This is a genomic window from Xanthomonas sp. PPL134 (genome assembly GCF_040595915.1).
Lineage (GTDB): Bacteria > Pseudomonadota > Gammaproteobacteria > Xanthomonadales > Xanthomonadaceae > Xanthomonas_A > Xanthomonas_A indica.
Map to the genome: position 1 here is coordinate 120,883 of NZ_JAMDLL010000001.1, position 16,677 is coordinate 137,559.

Annotated in this window: 14 protein-coding genes and 1 other RNA gene; 10 read left to right on the forward strand and 5 right to left on the reverse strand. The window is 70.3% G+C overall.

The window, feature by feature from the left end; genetic code table 11:
* Nucleotides 1-5: 5 nt before the first annotated feature.
* Complete coding sequence (locus M3U25_RS00545; RefSeq protein WP_019796707.1) at nucleotides 6-509, reverse strand: spore coat U domain-containing protein; 504 nt, start codon at nucleotides 507-509, stop codon at nucleotides 6-8.
* A 227-nt stretch (nucleotides 510-736) separates the two neighbouring features.
* Here M3U25_RS00545 and map point away from each other — a divergent pair, with 227 nt between their 5' ends.
* From map to dapD, 3 genes are read left to right on the forward strand one after another with little or no spacing between them, the layout of a single operon-like run.
* The gene (gene map, locus M3U25_RS00550) at nucleotides 737-1,513 is read left to right on the forward strand and encodes a type I methionyl aminopeptidase (protein WP_160946051.1); all 777 of its coding nucleotides are present in this window, start codon (nucleotides 737-739) and stop codon (nucleotides 1,511-1,513) included.
* 29 nt (nucleotides 1,514-1,542) lie between these two features.
* Nucleotides 1,543-4,143, forward strand: a complete 2,601-nt coding sequence (locus tag M3U25_RS00555; RefSeq protein WP_355496369.1) for a [protein-PII] uridylyltransferase — start codon at nucleotides 1,543-1,545, stop codon at nucleotides 4,141-4,143.
* Nucleotides 4,143-5,153: a 2,3,4,5-tetrahydropyridine-2,6-dicarboxylate N-succinyltransferase gene (gene dapD / locus M3U25_RS00560; protein WP_355496099.1), complete on the forward strand. Its 1,011-nt coding sequence runs from the start codon at nucleotides 4,143-4,145 to the stop codon at nucleotides 5,151-5,153. Before M3U25_RS00555 ends, dapD begins: the two co-directional genes overlap by 1 nt.
* A gap of 390 nt (nucleotides 5,154-5,543) precedes the next feature.
* Here the strand turns inward: dapD and M3U25_RS00565 are convergent, their stop codons facing one another.
* Nucleotides 5,544-6,188, reverse strand: coding sequence for a hypothetical protein (locus M3U25_RS00565; protein WP_355496096.1), 645 nt, complete (start codon nucleotides 6,186-6,188; stop codon nucleotides 5,544-5,546).
* Between M3U25_RS00565 and M3U25_RS00570 the strand changes: the two genes are divergently transcribed.
* The 7 genes from M3U25_RS00570 to M3U25_RS00600 all read left to right on the forward strand — a co-directional run bounded on the left by M3U25_RS00570 (nucleotide 6,187) and on the right by M3U25_RS00600 (nucleotide 11,626).
* The gene (locus M3U25_RS00570) at nucleotides 6,187-6,642 is read left to right on the forward strand and encodes a hypothetical protein (protein WP_355496093.1); all 456 of its coding nucleotides are present in this window, start codon (nucleotides 6,187-6,189) and stop codon (nucleotides 6,640-6,642) included. The genes M3U25_RS00565 and M3U25_RS00570 overlap by 2 nt on opposite strands.
* A gap of 222 nt (nucleotides 6,643-6,864) precedes the next feature.
* A non-coding RNA gene (locus M3U25_RS00575) (sX9 sRNA) lies at nucleotides 6,865-6,942 on the forward strand.
* 28 nt (nucleotides 6,943-6,970) lie between these two features.
* Nucleotides 6,971-7,327, forward strand: coding sequence for an arsenate reductase (locus M3U25_RS00580; protein WP_355496091.1), 357 nt, complete (start codon nucleotides 6,971-6,973; stop codon nucleotides 7,325-7,327).
* Complete coding sequence (locus M3U25_RS00585; RefSeq protein WP_355496088.1) at nucleotides 7,324-7,782, forward strand: GNAT family N-acetyltransferase; 459 nt, start codon at nucleotides 7,324-7,326, stop codon at nucleotides 7,780-7,782. The genes M3U25_RS00580 and M3U25_RS00585 overlap by 4 nt, the downstream gene beginning before the upstream one ends.
* Nucleotides 7,783-7,944: 162 nt before the next feature.
* Nucleotides 7,945-9,075 (forward strand): succinyl-diaminopimelate desuccinylase, encoded by a 1,131-nt coding sequence (gene dapE, locus M3U25_RS00590; protein ID WP_355496085.1) that lies wholly within the window; start codon nucleotides 7,945-7,947, stop codon nucleotides 9,073-9,075.
* A 251-nt stretch (nucleotides 9,076-9,326) separates the two neighbouring features.
* Nucleotides 9,327-11,018 carry an asparagine synthase B gene (gene asnB, locus M3U25_RS00595; RefSeq protein WP_355496082.1) on the forward strand — a complete coding sequence of 564 codons (1,692 nt, stop codon included), beginning with the start codon at nucleotides 9,327-9,329 and terminating at the stop codon, nucleotides 11,016-11,018.
* Complete coding sequence (locus M3U25_RS00600; protein WP_355496079.1) at nucleotides 11,015-11,626, forward strand: LysE family transporter; 612 nt, start codon at nucleotides 11,015-11,017, stop codon at nucleotides 11,624-11,626. Before asnB ends, M3U25_RS00600 begins: the two co-directional genes overlap by 4 nt.
* 13 nt (nucleotides 11,627-11,639) lie before the next feature.
* On the opposite strand, the gene M3U25_RS00605 is transcribed toward M3U25_RS00600, so the two are convergent.
* The 3 genes from M3U25_RS00605 to M3U25_RS00615 form a co-directional block, all read right to left on the reverse strand.
* Nucleotides 11,640-12,719: a GGDEF domain-containing protein gene (locus M3U25_RS00605; RefSeq protein WP_355496076.1), complete on the reverse strand. Its 1,080-nt coding sequence runs from the start codon at nucleotides 12,717-12,719 to the stop codon at nucleotides 11,640-11,642.
* Between the two features lie 315 nt (nucleotides 12,720-13,034).
* On the reverse strand, nucleotides 13,035-14,081 hold the full coding sequence (locus tag M3U25_RS00610) for a right-handed parallel beta-helix repeat-containing protein (protein WP_355496073.1): 1,047 nt from the start codon (nucleotides 14,079-14,081) through the stop codon (nucleotides 13,035-13,037).
* Between the two features lie 82 nt (nucleotides 14,082-14,163).
* A complete protein-coding gene (locus tag M3U25_RS00615; protein WP_355496070.1) occupies nucleotides 14,164-16,542 on the reverse strand; it encodes a penicillin acylase family protein in 2,379 nt (792 codons plus the stop codon).
* Between the last annotated feature and the right edge of the window lie 135 nt (nucleotides 16,543-16,677).

Here is a 16,677-nt window from a genome sequence, read left to right on the forward strand (position 1 = left end):
TCCGGTTACCAACTGACCGTGGCGGTGACGACGTCGCTGTATGACCCGGCAGGGTAGTTGGTGTTGGCGACCTGGCCGTAGACGGTGATCGGCTGCACCGCACCATTGCCGGTGCCGGCCTGGGTGTCGGTGCCGATGGTCGAGCCCCAGTTCTGCGTGCGCGCGGCGTTGCGATACAGCGCGTAGGGCACGCGCGTGGTATTGCCGGCGGCGGCGCTGCCCATGGTGCGGGTGGTGACCGTGGCGCCGGAGCCGGAGCCGGCGTTGAGCGCGATGTTGTACGGCGTGCCCGAGGTGCAGCGCACGTTCAAGGTGCCGGTGCTGTTGATCGCGGTCTGGTTCGAATTGACGCTGCCGAAATCCACGTCGGTCGGGGCGGTCTGGATGTCGCAGACGCTGGTGATCTGGATCTTGACGTTGAAGGTGCGCGAGTCGGACTGGGCCCAGGCCAGGCCGGTCCCGGCGGCGAACAGCACGAGGAAGGCGAGAACGCGATGGAAGAGGTACATGGCGGGGTTCTTCGATGATGGCGGTGAAACGCCGGTGTTGCCTTTGCTTGCAAACTGCAGGCCAGTTCACACTTTTATGGATCGCGATCCAGTTTTCACATGGGATGGCGACCACGGGGGGCCGCGTTCAGTGCGATGAAGGCGGCGGGAGGCGAACCGCGACGCCGGAAAACCGCCGACACGCCCGGCGCGTTCAGCCAGCGCTGGGATGAGCGATAATGACGACCATGACCGTCAATCTGAAAACTCCGCAGGACATCGAGAAGATGCGCGTGGCCGGCCGCCTGGCCGCCGAGGTACTGGACCTGATCGGCCCGTACGTGAAGCCCGGCGTCACCACCGCCGAGCTGGACCGCATCTGCCACGACCATATCGTCAAGGTGCAGGGGGCGGTGCCGGCCAACGTCGGCTACCGCGGCTTCCCGAAGACCGTGTGCACGTCGGTGAACAACGTGATCTGCCACGGCATCCCCAGTGAGAGCAAGGTCCTGAAGGACGGCGACATCGTCAATATCGACGTCACTGTGATCAAGGACGGCTGGCACGGCGACACCAGTCGCATGTACTGCGCGGGCACCCCCTCGGTGATGGCGCGGCGCCTGATCGAGGCCACCTACGAGGCGATGTGGCGCGGCATCCGCGCGGTGAAGCCGGGCGCCACGCTCGGCGACATCGGCCATGCCATCCAGCAGTACGCCGAGAGCGAGCGCTTCAGCGTGGTGCGCGAGTACTGCGGCCACGGCATCGGCAAGGTCTACCACGACGAACCGCAGGTGCTGCACTACGGCCGGCCGGGCGATGGCCTGGTGCTGAAGCCGGGCATGACCTTCACCATCGAGCCGATGATCAACGAGGGCACGCGCTACACCCGCGTGTTGCCGGACGGCTGGACCGTGGTCACCAAGGACCGCAAGCTCTCGGCGCAATGGGAGCACATGGTCGCCGTCACCGAGGATGGGGTGGAGGTGCTGACCCTGTCGCCGGGCGGCCTCGGCGAACCGTGAGCCTGCTGCCGGCCGGTGCCGATGCCGGCATGCCCGACGCCGGCGTCGATGACGCCGGCTGGGCGGCCGCGGTCCGGCAACTGCTGGCGCAGACCGATGCGCGGCTGAGCAAGCGCTTCGACCAGGGCGACGACATCGATCGCCTGCTGGCGCTGCGCGCGCGCGCGCTGGACCAGTTGATCCGCCATGCCTGGAGCCGCTGCGTGCCGCGCGAGGCCGTGCTGGCGCTGTTCGCGGTCGGCGGCTACGGCCGAGGCGAACTGTTCCCGCGCTCGGACATCGACCTGCTGGTGTTCGGCGAGCTCGACCCGGCGTACGAACCGGCGCTGGCGCGGCTGTTCCCGCTGCTGTGGGACGCGGGCGTGCCGGTGAGCCATGCGGTGCGCTCGGCCGCGCAGTGCACCGCGGCCTGCGCCGACCAGACCGTCCTGACCGCGCTGATCGAGGCGCGCCCGCTGCAGGCCGACGCCGCGGCCAAGGCGGCGCTGGCGGCGGCCATCGCGCCGCCGCGGGTGTGGCCGCCGCGCGAATTCTTCATCGCCAAGCGCGAGGAACTGCAGGCCCGCCACCAGCGCTTCGGCGACACCGCCGACAACCTGGAGCCGGACATCAAGGACGGCCCCGGCGGCCTGCGCGACCTGCACACGCTGGGCTGGATGGCGCTGCGCGCGTTCGGCGTGCGCGACCTGGAGCCGTTGATCGGGCTGGGCCACGTCGGCGGCGACGAAGCCGCCGCGCTGCGCCGCGAGCGCCGCGAACTGGCGCGCTTGCGCTACGGGCTGCACCTGGTCGCCAATCGCCCGGAAGAGCGCCTGCGCTTCGATTACCAGAAGACCCTGGCGCAGCGCCTGGGCTTCTCCGACGACCCCGAGAGCCTGGGCGTGGAGAAGATGATGCAGCGCTTCTATCGCAGCGCGGCGATCGTGCGCCGGCTCAGCGACCGCTTGCTGCAACGCTTCGAGGAACAGTTCGACGGCGAGGCGCAGCCGCAGCCGCTGGACGGCGGCTTCTCGCTGCGCCGCGGCTACCTGGCCGCCGACGACGAACGCTGGCCGCAGGCCGATCCGGTGCAGGTGTTCGCGCTGTTCGCCGCCTGGGCGGCGCACGGCGAGATCCGCGGCCTGCATTCGCTGACCGCGCGCGCGCTGGCCGAGGCGCTGCCGCATCTGCCGGCCTACGCCGACGCCAGCCCGAGCGCGCGCGAGCGCTTCCTGGCGCTGTTGCGCGGCCCGCGCGCGGTGCAGACGCTGACCCGGATGGCGCGGCTGGGCGTGCTCGGACAGTGGATCCCGGCGTTCGCGCAGGTCTCCGGGCGCATGCAGTTCGACCTGTTCCATGTGTACACGGTCGACCAGCACACGCTGATGGTGCTGAAGAACATGGCGGTGTTCGCCAATGCGCGCGCCGACGAACGCTTCTCGATCGCGCATGAAGTCTGGCCGCGGCTGCGCAAGCCGGAACTGCTGCTGCTGGCCGGCCTGTTCCACGACATCGCCAAGGGCCGCGGCGGCGACCATTCGGAACTGGGCGCGGTGGACGCGCGCGCGTTCTGCGCCGCGCATGCGCTCAGTGCCGCCGATACCGACCTGGTCGCCTGGCTGGTCGAGCAGCACCTGCGCATGTCGGTGACCGCGCAGAAGCAGGACATCGCCGATCCGGAGGTGATCCATCGCTTCGCCAGCCTGGTCGGCGACCGCGAGCGGCTGGACTATCTGTATCTGCTGACCTGCGCCGACATCGCCGGCACCAGCCCCAAGCTGTGGAACGCGTGGAAGGACCGGCTGCTGGCCGATCTGTACTTCGCTACGCGCCGCGCCCTGCGCGAGGGCCTGGAGCATCCATTGCCGATCGCCGAGCGCCTGCAGGAGGCGCGCGAAGCCACGCGCGCGCTGATGCACCTGCAGGGCCACGACGACGTCACCATCGATCGCCAGTTCGCCGGCATGCCCGACGAGAGTTTCCTGCGCTTCCGCCCCGAGCAACTGGCCTGGCAGGCCACCTCGCTGATGGAGGTGGAACTGGGCGGCACCCTGGTCAAGGTGCGTCCGGTCACCCCCGACGACGCGGCGCTGGAGGTGTTCGTGTACTCGCCGGATCGCGACGGCCTGTTCGCCGCGATCGTGATGACCCTGGACCGGCTCGGCTACGGCATCCACCGCGCGCGTGTGCTCGATGCCCCGCACGAGGCGATCTTCGATACCTTCGAGGTGATGCCGGCCGATGCCTTCGCCAGCGGCGACCTGGTGCAACTGCAGGCCGCGCTGCGCGAGGCGCTGGCCGGCGACCTGGCGCGCCTGCGCCCGGCGCGGCGGGTGGTGCCGCGGCAACTGCGGCATTTCCGCTTCGCCCCGCGCATCGAATTCCGCGAGAGCGTGGACGGTCGGCGCACCCGCCTGAGCCTGGTCGCGCCGGATCGCCCCGGGCTGCTGTCGGACGTGGCCCAGGTGCTGCGCCGGCACCACCTGCGCGTGCACGACGCGCGCATCGCCACCTTCGGCGAGCGCGCCGAGGATCTGTTCCACATCACCGACGAGCACAACCTGCCGTTGCCCGACGCCTCCCGCCAGGCGCTGCAGGCCGCGCTGCAGGCCTGCCTGGACCCCGATACCCCGCCTGGAGACCCCCGCTGATGGCCACCAAGAAGCCTGCCGCCAAGACGCCTGCTGCCAAGACGGCGGCCAAGAAGAAGCCGGCCCCCAAGACGCCGGCCAAGCCGGCTGCCGCGAAGCCTGCGGTGCCGACCGCGGCGGCCAAGCCCGCCAAGTCCGCACCGAAGCCGCTGCGCGCCAAGCCGGCCGCCATGCCCAGCGCCGACGAGCTGAAGTTCACCATCGACAGCGCCTTCGAGCGCCGCGCCACGCTGACCCTGGACGAGATCGAGGGCTCGACCCGGCCGGTGGTCAACCGCGTCATCGATGGCCTGGAAAGCGGCGAGTTCCGCGTCGCCGAGCCGGACGGGCACGGCGGCTGGAAGGTCAACGAGTGGCTGAAGAAGGCGGTGCTGCTGTACTTCCGGGTCAACGAGATGGCGGTGGTGGAAGCGCAGCCGGCGCCGTTCTGGGACAAGGTGGAAGCGCGCTTCGCCGGCTACCACGAAGCCGAGTTCCGCAAGGCCGGGGTGCGCGTGGTGCCGGGCGCGGTGGCGCGCCGCGGCAGCTATTTCGGCAAGGACGTGGTGCTGATGCCGAGCTTCACCAACATCGGCGCGCACGTGGGCGAGGGCACCATGGTCGACACCTGGGCCACGGTCGGTTCCTGCGCGCAGATCGGCAAGCATTGCCATCTGTCCGGCGGCGCCGGCATCGGCGGCGTGCTCGAGCCACTGCAGGCCAGCCCGACCATCATCGAGGACCACTGTTTCATCGGTGCGCGCTCGGAGGTGGTGGAGGGCGTGGTGGTCGGCCACCACAGCGTGATCGGGATGGGCGTGTTCCTGGGCCAGAGCACGCGCATCTACAACCGCGCCACCGGCGAGATCTCCTACGGCTACGTGCCGCCGTACAGCGTGGTGGTGTCCGGGCAGTTGCCGTCCAAGGACGGGTCGCACTCGCTGTACTGCGCGGTGATCGTCAAGCAGGTCGACGCCAAGACCCGGAGCAAGACCAGCGTCAACGATCTGCTGCGCGGGTTGGCCGACTGAGGATGGTGGGACCGGGCCCAGCCCGGTCTCGCTTTGGTGTGCTGCTTCCTGTCGACTTCGTGGTCAGGTGGGGGTCTTTGTGCGTTGTGCGGTTACTGTGCGTGTTCCTGTAAGAGTGCCCAGCGCGGTGGCACTCGCGAAAGCATGCAGCACGGTGGTGCTGCATTGCACTGCATCCACGCCGCAGCCGCTCTTACATTTCCAATCATCAAGCACTTGAGCTTGCGGCAGCAGCAAAGGCTTTCGCCCTTGTCCGGGGCAGTCGCCTCACGGCGCCGGCCCGCCCGCCGGGACGAAGCAGTGCTTCGCCTTCTCCCGGCGAGCCCTGCCCCTGCCGCCCTTCGGGTGTTTCCCCGGTCCATCCGCCGCTGCGGAAGGGGACCCGGTAGATCAAAAGCAAACGCAAAGGCGGTAAAGCACGCTGTGGCTTCCGTCGTCGTCGGCATCCGGTATGCCGAACCTCCGGCGGATCCACTGCCAGTGCGCTGTCTGCGGGTAGGCCAGGCACATGATGTGGTCGTCGCACGGCGCGAGGCCATTGTCTCGCAGAACTCGTGGTCTCGCGGCCAGGGAAGGGCGCACACCCGACGTACATCGGTGGCTGGATACGCTGCCACGCGCGGGTTCGAGCGCTGCCGCGGCGATGCGCATCGGGCCGACGATGCCTGGCGTAGACCGTTGCCGGGTGCTGCCACTGTGCCGACAGGAGACACCGATGCGGAAGATGAAATGGGCTTGCTGGATGGTAGCGGCGTTGGCATTGTCCGGGTGCGGTCGCGAGGGCGCGCCGGCGCCAGCGGCACCTGCGGGCGGCCATACGCCCACCGCGACGGGCGCTGCGCCAGATCCCACGTCGGCCGCGATCGCTGCGCCTGCAAAAGCGCCTGCGACGACGGAGAGCGCCAGCGTGGCAAGTGAACCACTGTCCTGCGCCGCCGAGATCGGTGCCGACGCGGCGGCGGCGCGCGTGGCCACCTGCCGCGCGGTGTCGCCAGTCACCCATCCGCCCTGCAATGCCGCCAACAGCTGCGCCATGATCGACGACGAGATCGCCCGCAGTTGCGCGCTGCTCGGCCGCGACGGACCGACCACCGCCGGGTGCGGTGCGGCCGCCGACAGCCCGCAGGCAGCGGCCGACGTGGTGCGACGCTACTACGCGGCAATCAACGCGCGCGACTACCCGGTGGCCTGGCAGCAATGGGGCGAGGACGGACGCCCGGGGCAGTCCTACGATGCGTTCAAGGCCGGTTTCGCCAGGACCCGTGCGGTGACAGTGACGATCGGCGCGCTCGGCGCCGGCGACGGTGCCGCCGGCTCGGTGTATCAGCCCGTGCCGGTCACCGTGGAGGCGACGCTGACCGACGGCACCCGGCAACGCTTCCGCGGCGACTACGTGCTGCGCCGGGTCAATGGGGTGGACGGGGCCTCGGCCGCGCAGCTGCGCTGGCGGATCGACTCGGCGAAGCTCCAGGAACTGCCGGCGCAGTGAGGCTTGGTCTAGCGAGAGGTGGCTGTCCGATCGCCCCGTCTCACTGCAGCAACGGCACCGATGGCGTCCGCGGGCGGTGAGGCAACGCGGGCTGTCTGCATGTGCCATGGCAGCACGGCGCCCCGACCCTCACCCCAACCCCCTCCCGATTGGAGAGGGGCTCAGAGCAGCTAACGAATCTGCTGCGCAGCCGCCAGGCGAGCGGGGAGGGTGCTCGGAATCATGTACGCACTTGTACACTCCGGTTCCTGCGCGCGCCGTCCCGGCCATCTGTCGGCTGCTCGCAACGTGTTGTTAGCCACGCTTCCTCGCTTGAAGGGATGTTTCGATGACGACGTTGTACGGATTGAAGAACTGCGACACCTGCAAGAAAGCGACCAAGTGGCTGGACCGCTTCGGCGTGGCCTACACCTTCGTCGATTACCGCGAGCATAAGCCGACGCCGGACACCCTGCTGGACTGGGCCGGCCAGGCCGGCGGGTTCGACACCTTGGTCAACAAATCCTCCACCACCTGGCGGCAACTGCCCGACAACAAGAAGACACCTGGCTCCGATGCCGAGTGGAAGTTGCTGCTGCGCGAGTATCCGCAGCTGATCCGGCGGCCGGTGGTGGTGACCGACGACGGCCGGCTCAGCCAGGGCTTCTCCGACAACGGCTTCAAGCAGCGATTCGGGGTGGCGTGAACATCCGCCCGTACCGGGCCGAGGACTGGGCGCGGCTGTGCGCCATCCACGATGCCGCGCGTCTGGAGGAATTGCAGGCGGCGGGCCTGGTGGAGGCGTTCCTGCCGCTGCCGATCGCGGCCGAGCGCGAGGCCCTGTTCGACTACCGCGTGCAGGTCGCCGAGTGGCAGGGCCAGGTGCTCGGCTTCGTCGCCGACGATGGCGAGGAACTGGCCTGGTTGTACGTGGATCCGGCCGCGCGCCGGCGCGGCGTCGGCCAGGCGCTGGTGGTCGCGGTGCAGGACGCCAGTCCGTCCGGCCTGACGTTGGAACTGCTGGAAGGCAACGCCGCGGCACTGGCGTTCTACCGTGCCTGCGGCTTCGTCGAGACCGGCCTGCAGCGCGGGCGCATGCCGGGCAACGAAGCCTTCGCGGTGCGCGTGCAGTGCATGCGCTGGCCCGGCGTCGTCCCGTAGCGGCGGCCGGAATCGCGGCCACATCCCCGCCAGGCGATCCTGGCCGACGCTTCGAATCCGCCAGTCCCGCTCGTACACTGCGTTTCCGGCGCCGCCCGCCCGCGACGCTGCCGCCGGCGATCCTCATCGCGTCTCCCTGGTGCTTTCTAATGGTGTCCCTGCATGTCCGATGTCCTTGAACTCGCCTGCGACCTGATCGCCCGCCCGTCGGTCACCCCTGACGATGCTGGGTGCCAGGACCTGATTGCGCAGCGGCTGCAGCGCGCCGGTTTCGTCATCGAGCGGCTGCGCTGCGGGCAGGTCGACAACCTGTGGGCGACCCACCGCGGCGGCGATGGTCCGGTGCTGGCGCTGCTCGGGCATACCGACGTGGTGCCGCCGGGACCGCGCGAGGCCTGGGCCAGCGATCCGTTCGTTCCGCAGATGCGCGACGGCGTGCTGTACGGACGCGGCGCCGCCGACATGAAGGGCAGCGTGGCCGCGTTCGTGGTCGCCGCCGAGCGATTCGTGGCCGCGCAGCCGCAGCACCCGGGCACGCTGGCGCTGCTGCTGACCAGCGACGAGGAAGGCGATGCGATCGACGGTGTGCGCCACGTGGCGCGCGTGTTCGCCGAGCGCGGCGAACGCATCGACTGGTGCATCACCGGCGAACCCTCATCCACCGAATGGCTCGGCGACCTGCTGCGGGTCGGCCGCCGTGGCAGCCTCTCTGGCGCGCTGCGCGTGCGCGGCGTGCAGGGGCACGTGGCCTATCCGCACAAGGCGCGCAACCCAATCCACCTGGCCGCGCCGGCGCTGGCCGACCTGGTCGCGCGACACTGGGACGACGGCTACGAAAGCTTCCCGCCGACCAGCCTGCAGATTTCCAACGTGCACGCCGGCACCGGCGCCAACAACGTGATCCCCGGCGAGCTGCAGGTGGCCTTCAACCTGCGCTACACCCCGCACTGGGACGCGCCGCGGCTGGAGGCGGAGATCGCCGCCCTGTTCGATCGCCATGGCCTGGACTACGAACTGCGCTGGCACCGCAGCGGCGAGCCGTTCTACACGCCGGAAGGCACGCTGCGCCGGGTGGCGCGCGAGGTGCTGGGGGAGGTTGCCGGCGCGCCGCCGGAGGAGAGCACCGGCGGCGGCACCTCCGATGCACGCTTCATCGCGCCGCTGGGCGCGCAGTGCATCGAGGTCGGCCCGGTCAACGCCAGCATCCACCAGGTCGACGAGCACGTGCGCGTGGCCGACCTGGAGGCGCTGCCGGATCTGTACCTGCGCCTGATCGAACGGTTGCTGCGGTAACAGTTGCACCGGCCCGCGCGGCGGGTTACGGTCGCTGCATGACCTCGCTGCCCGCCCTCCGCTCGAGCAACGCCAACGGCCGCAATAATGCGCTGGCGAATAATCGTGCGCGGCCGATGCGGGTCTGCGACTAGGCGCTACCAGAAACACCACGCCCAGCCACCAGAAAACCCGCATCGGCCGATGCGGGTTTTTTTGTGCCTGGAATGTGCATCCCTCGCGACCACCACCCCACGATCAGGAGCTTTCCCATGTGTTCGATCTTCGGCATCTTCGGCCTGCAACCGGGCGACGACCTGCAGGCCCTGCGGCGGCAGGCGCTGGACTGCTCGCAGCGGCAGCGCCACCGCGGCCCGGACTGGAGCGGCGTGTATGTCGACGACGGCGCGATCCTGGTCCATGAACGCTTGGCCATCGTCGATCCGGCCGGCGGTTCGCAGCCGCTGCTCTCCGACGACGGGCAACTGGCGCTGGCGGTCAACGGCGAGATCTACAACCATCGCGAACTGAAGAAGCAACTGGCCCAGCCCTACGCCTTCCAGACCGGTTCGGACTGCGAGGTGATCAACGCGCTGTACCGCGAGACCACGCCGGACGCGCTGCTGAACCGCCTCAATGGCATCTTCGCCTTCGCGCTGTGGGACAAGGCCGCCGGCCGCGTGCTGGTCGCGCGCGATCCGATGGGCGTGTGCCCGCTGTACTGGGGCCATGACGCGCAGGGCCGGCTGCGCGTGGCCTCGGAGATGAAGTCGCTGGCCGACAGCTGCGCCGACGTCGCCCAGTTCCCGCCGGGCCACTACTACGACAGCGCCAGCGGCAAACTCGTGCAGTACTACCGCAAGCCGTGGCGCGACTATGCCGCGGTGCAGGGCGTGGAGGTCAGCAAGCAGGAACTGCGCGAGGCCTTCGAGCGCGCCGTGCACCGCCAACTGATGACCGACGTGCCGTATGGCGTGCTGCTCTCCGGTGGGCTGGATTCGTCGCTGGTGGCGGCGGTGGCCGCGCGCTTCGCACGCAAGCGCATCGAGGAGAACGACGAGGCCGAGGCCTGGTGGCCGCGCCTGCACTCGTTCGCGATCGGCCTGAAGGGCTCGCCGGACCTGGCCGCCGCGGCGATCGCGGCCGAGTCGTTAGGCACTGTGCATCACGGCTTCGAATACACCTTCGAGGAAGGCCTGGACGCGCTGCCGGAGGTGATCCGGCACATCGAAACCTACGACGTCACCACCATCCGCGCCTCCACGCCGATGTTCCTGCTGGCGCGGCGGATCAAGGCGATGGGCGTGAAGATGGTGCTGTCCGGCGAAGGCAGCGACGAGATCTTCGGCGGCTACCTGTATTTCCACAAGGCGCCCAACGCGCGCGAGTTCCACGAGGAGCTGATCCGCAAGCTCGACGCCCTCTACAACTACGATTGCCTGCGCGCCAACAAGTCGATGATGGCCTGGGGCGTGGAGCCGCGCGTGCCGTTCCTGGACGTGGAGTTCCTGGACGTGGCCATGCGCATGGACGCCCAGTACAAGATGGCCGGCACCCGCGCCGACGGCAGCAAGCGCATCGAGAAGGCGGTGCTGCGCGAAGCCTTCGAGGGCTACTTGCCCGAGTCGATCCTGTGGCGGCAGAAGGAGCAGTTCAGCGACGGCGTCGGCTATGGCTGGATCGATGGGTTGAAGGCGCACGCCGAGGCCCAGGTCAGCGACCGCGAATTGGCCGCGGCCGACAAGCGCTTCCCGGTGAACCCGCCGCAGACCAAGGAAGCCTATTACTACCGCAGCCTGTTCGAGCGCGTGTTCCCGACCCCGGCCGCGGCCGAGACCGTGCCCGGCGGCAAGTCGATCGCCTGTTCCTCGCCGGCGGCGATCGCCTGGGATGCCAGCTTCGCGGCCATGGCCGATCCCTCCGGTCGTGCGGTGGCGGGGGTGCACGCGCAGGCGCTGGGATGACCGCTGCCAGCCTGCTGGCGATCGCAGGCGTGCTGCTGCTGGGGGCGATCAGCCCCGGCGCAAGCTTCCTGCTGGTGGCGCGGCTGGCCGCCGGACGCTCGCGCGCGGCCGGGGTCGCCGCGGCGCTGGGCATGGGCGTGGGATGCGCCCTGTTCGCGCTGGCGGCGTTGTTCGGCCTGCAGGCGGTGCTGGAACGGGTGCCGGCGCTGCACCGTGCGCTGTCGGTTGCCGGTGCCGTCTATCTGCTGTGGCTGGCTTGGCGGGCGTGGCGAACGCCGGCCCCGCCCGTCGCGTTGGCGCAGGAGGTGCCGGCCGTGCGTTCGGCCTTCGTCATGGGCCTGTTGACCCAACTCAGCAACCCGCAGACCGCGCTGGTGTTCGCCGGCCTGTTCGCCGCGCTGCTGCCGGCGCAGCGCGTGCTGGAAGACGATGTCGCGCTGCCGCTGCTGGCCTTCGCCATCGATGCGGCCTGGTTCGCGCTCGTGGCCGGGGCGTTGTCCGCGCCGGCGCCTCGGCGCTGGTGGATGCGTGCGCGGCGGCCGCTGGACCGGCTCAGTGCGGTGCTGATGAGCGGATTGGGCCTGCGCCTGCTGTGGCGGGCCGTGTAGCGGCCCGCACGGGTCATACCGTGCTCGTCGAGGGCATCGTGGCATCGCCGACCGCAATCGCCGATGCCGCGGCGGGCGCAGGGGCGGGCGCCGTGTCGAGCCGGATCACGCCCTTGCCGCTGCCCTTGGCGGCATACAGCGCGCGGTCGGCGCGTGCGAGCAGGTCGGACACCTCGCTGCCTGGCGACAGCGACGCCAGGCCGGCACTGAACGCGAAGCGCACGCCGTCCACCTGCAGGCCGCGGACGCGTTGCAGCAGCCGCTGCAGCAGGTCGTTGGCCTTCGCCTGCGACAGACCTTCGAACAGCAGGCCGAACTCCTCACCGCCGAGGCGGCCGACACGGCAGCGCGGGTCCAGCCGCAGCAGTTCCGTCGCCAGCGCCTGCAGCACCGCATCGCCGACATGATGGCCATGCTGGTCGTTGATCTGCTTGAAGTCGTCGATGTCCAACATGGCGAACTGCAGCAGCTGCGGCGCGCTCGCCGCGGTCTGCAGGTCGGCCATCAGCGCACGCCGGTTGGGAATGCCGGTCAACGCGTCGGTCTCGGCAAGGCGCCGGTAGCCTTCCTTGAGCGCATGCGTGGTGCGCATCGCAGTGACGAAGGTGCGGTTGAGGGTGACGCCGATCAGGGTCACCGCCGCCACCAGGATGATCAACAGCGGCAGGTCGGCGGACGAGGTCACCAGCGTGTCCTGCCAGCCGAGCAGGATTGCCCAGGTGGCGACCATCGCCAGCAGATAGTCGCGGGAGTAGGAGAACAGGATGCTCTGTCCAAGGCACAGGGTGACCGCGACCGGCAGCATCCAGTCCACGCTGGCGGCGCCCATGTCGTGCAACTCGAGCCGGAGCGCGGCGCCGGCCGCGAGCACGGACAGGAAGCCGAACAGCCGCCACTGCCAGAATCGCTTGGTCAGGCACATGATCGCGCTGGTGCCGAGCAGCGCGGCGAAGGCCAGCGCGTAGCGCAGGTCCAAGGGCTGCTGCAGATACGGGTTGCACAGCAGCGACACCGGCCAGGCAAGCAGGATCAGGCATTGCAGGGCCAGGATCGGCCGGCCAAGCACGCGGCGGATGTGGTTGGGGTAGGTCATCTGCGTTCCCTGAGGGGCGCTGCAGTGCTCCAGCGTCTGCGCGGCACGGCCGGTGCGGTGGTCCAGCGCGGTCCATCGGTCGCTGGGGCGTCGTCACCGGTTAGCGGCCGCTGCAGGCGGAGCTTTAGCGTCTTCGACGACTGCTTGCGCCGCCGGGGTCATGGCGGGCCGTCATGCGGTACCAGGGGGAGGGCCGCGGGCTGCCCGCGCCGGACGCGTGCCGCGCGTCAGCGCCGCGTCCGGCGCGACGACCGCGCCACGCCGCCTCGCCCGAGACAGGCGGGGCGGCAGGGGCGGCGAGGCGGCAGCGCGCGCTTACTCGAAGCGCACGCAGTGGCCGTAGCGTTCGGGCTGGATGTCGATGCCCGAGGCATCGGCCTGGTTGTTCTTGCGCCACAGGTTGGGGCGGAAGTCCTTGCCGGTGCAGTTGGCCGCGCTGTCCACGCCGATGGTGTAGGTGTAGGGATTGCCGCGGAAGGTGTTGTTCTCGAAGGTGTTGTCCTGGCTCATGCTGTTGTCCCAGCACAGGATCTGCGGCGTGCGCTGGCGGATCGAGCAGGTCAGGTAGATCCCGGCGCCCTTGTTGTCGATGAACTGGTTGCCCGCGAACAGGTTGCGGCGTGCGTCGGCCAGGTACACGCCCTGACTGCCGTTGCGCTCCAGGCGGTTGTCGCGGATCTCGCTGTCTTCCAGGTGCTCGGTGGTGATGCCGGCGGCGACGTTGTCGTGGATCACGTTGTCGATCAGCTTGACCTTGGCGGTGCGGTTGAACGACACCCCGTCCCAGATCGCCCCGGACACGTCGTTGTGCGCGATCAGCAGGTCGCGGCTGTCGAACTCGCTGAGCAGGCAGGCGCTGCGGCACTTGCTCACCCGCAGGTGGGTCAGCTGGATGTTCTGGCCGTTGCGCACCACCACCAGGCTGTTGCTCAGGTACGGGCGCTCGGGCATGAACTCCTTGTCGATGGTGCCGCCGATGATCTGCAACTGTTCCACGCGCACGTCGCGGATCGGCCGGATCGGGCGCTCGTTCTGATAGTCGCCGATGACGATGGTGGGTTGCTGCACGTGATCGCGCATGCGCAGCACGGTGCTGTCGCCCTGGCCGCGCAGGCGCAGGCCGTCGCGCTGGATCGACAGCAGCTTGCCGACCGGGAACTCGCCGGCGCTCAGGCACACCGTGGCGGGTTTGCCGTCGTTGGGGACGCGGTCGATGGCGGCCTGCAGATCGTCGCCGGGTTCGGCGCGCACGCTGCAGTCGGACGCGGCAGTCGGCGCGTCGGCGGCCGGCGTGGCACAGGCGGAGAACGACACGGCCGCGGCAAGCGGCAGCAACAGGGCGAGCAGGGGAGGGCGCTTCATCGGTAGGCAGACTCGGCAGTGGGGGGAGGGAAGACGGTAGGCCGGCGCATGAGACAGACGCGTGCGCGGAACCGAGATCGGGTCATTGTGGAGCGGGCGGCCTTAATGTCAGCGTGTGCCGGGTCGGGCCGGGCAGGAACTTTGTGGCGCGACCCTGCACCCAGTCGGCGTGGCCGGCGCCCCAGAACGGCGACAGCGGATGGCCGCTCTGGCCGCCCGGCATGTGCACGATGCCGTCGGCCTCGTGGCCCGGCGCCACCACCATGCGCTCGGAAGCGCCGAAGGCCGGGCGCTGCACGCGCGGCATGTCGTCGTCGCCGGGCAGCGGCGTGTCCGGCATGCACAGCCAGCGACGCAGCGGTGCCGGCAGGCCCTGCGCCAGCGGATGGCAGATCGCCGCGCGGTTCTCCAGGCCCCAGCGGCGCGTGTCCAGCGGGCCATCGGCCTGCAGCGTCGTGCGTACCTCGGCGGCGGCGTCTTCCAGCAGCGCCTGCCAACTGCCGTAGCGGCGCGGCAACAGGTGCAGCGGCTGCTGTTGCAGCAGTGGCCAGGCCACACCTTCCAACTGCGGCAGCGGCGGTGGCGCGGCAGCGCCGCCGGAGCCGGCACGGGCCGGCGCGATCAGGCCGTCGCGGATCCGCGTCAACACCGCCAGGCGCCATGCGCGGACCACGGTGTAGCTCACCGAGCCGGTGCTGGCGCGGCCCTCCCAATGCTTGGCCGCCTGCGACACGGCATGCAGCGCCGGTGTGGCCGCGTCGGCGTCGCGTTGCTGCAGCAGCGCCCACCAGCGCTGCAGGAACAGCGCGCGATCGTCGAGCTGGATCGCCAGCAACTGCTGTTCATTGAGGTGCGGGTGCAGGCGCAGGTCGTCGCGGATCTGCTGCGCGCGCGCGCCCAGCGCGTAGCCGCCATCGCCGATTGGTGCCAGGTCGGCACCGCCGACCACGCGGGCATTGGCGGTCCACAGTTGCCCGTCGGCGGGGTCGATGCGCTGCGGCGACTGCGTGGTGGACAGCGGCCACGGCGCGCAGCGGGCGTCCGCGGGCACCGTCGCGCGCACGTCGTGCATCACCGCGTCGGCCGCGCAGTGCGGGCCGCGCAGCGGCAGCGGGCCGAGTACGCGCCAGCCGATGTGGCCGTCGCGGTCGGCCAGCACCAGGTTCTGCGCCGGCGTGGCGATGCCTTGCGCGCGCGCGAAGGCGCTGCCCAGCGTATCGGTGCGGGCGAAGTCGGCCAGCCCCAGGTTCAGCGCGCCCGGCAGTTGCGCCGCCCAGCGCAGCGCCAGTGCGCTGCCATCGGGCTCGTGCTGCAGGATCGGGCCGTAGGCGGTGTCCTCCACCTGCAGCGTGGTGGCGGGTGCGCCGGAGACGCGGATCTGTTCGCGGTGCACGGTGACCGGTGTGCAGCCGGGCTGCGCGACCGCCGCGCATGGGGTGAGCCGGTACCAGTCGGCGGTATCGGCATAGCTGTTGGTGAAGCCCCAGGCGATGTGGCCGTTGCTGCCGACGATCACTGCCGGCAGCCCCGGCAGCGAGAACCCCGACACGTCCACGCGGCCGCCCGGCGCCTGCGCATCGGCATAGCGCAGGCGTACCCGGAACCACAGGCTGGGCGCGCGCAGGCCCAGGTGCATGTCGTTGGCGACGATGGCGCGGCCGTCCGCGGTGCGGCTGCCGGCGATGGCCCAGTTGTTGCTGCCGGGCGCGCTGCTGGCCACGGCGCCCGCGGCGGCGGGCGCGTCCGCGAGGCGCCGTAGATCGACCTGGTCGGCGGTGGGCAGCAGCGCATCGCCGCGTACGCTGCCATCCAGGGCGGCGTCCCAACTGCTGCCCTCGTGGCGCAGCAGGGCGTACAGCGGCGCCGGCAAGCGCTGCTGCAGGCGGTACAGGTCCAGCTTGCGCTCGAGCTGCTTGCCCTGCAGATCGAAGTACATCGCCTGGCCGGCCAGCGCCGAATCCACCGGCTGCCAGTCACGCGGCGCAGCGAATAGCACCAGGTACGGCCACGGCCGCACCCGCAGCGCGTGCAGGCCCTGGTTGACGCCGGCGCTGTAGGCCTGCAGCGCCGCCGCATGCGTGCCGGCGAACGCGGCCAGCTGCGCGCTGCTGCGGGCACGCAGGCGATGCGCGCGCCGCGCCTTGTCCACGTCCAGTGCGTGCGGGCCGACCAGCTCGGACAGTTCGCCGGCGGCGGCGCGGCGCAGCAGGTCCATCTCGAAGAAGCGTTCCTGGGCGTGCACGTAGCCGAGCGCGCGCATCGCATCGGCTTCGTCGGCGGCCTCGATGGTGACCACGCCCAGCGCGTCGCGTTGGATGCTCACCGGCGCCTGCAGGCCTTGCAGCGGGACATCGCCGTCGAGCGTGGCCAGGCTGCCGCGCAGCAGCAGCCAGACGCACAGCACCAGGGCTGCCGCCAGCAGCAGCATGCCCAGCAGCAGGCGTTTCCATCGACCGCGCATCGTCTCTCTCCGGTGGCAAGTCTCCGATTCTAGACACGAGTGCGTGTCGTTCCCGCGTAGGCGCGGCACGCTGTGCGCGGGGTCACGCATCGTGGGTGGTGCGACTCGGGATGTGAATGATTCCGATTGGAACGC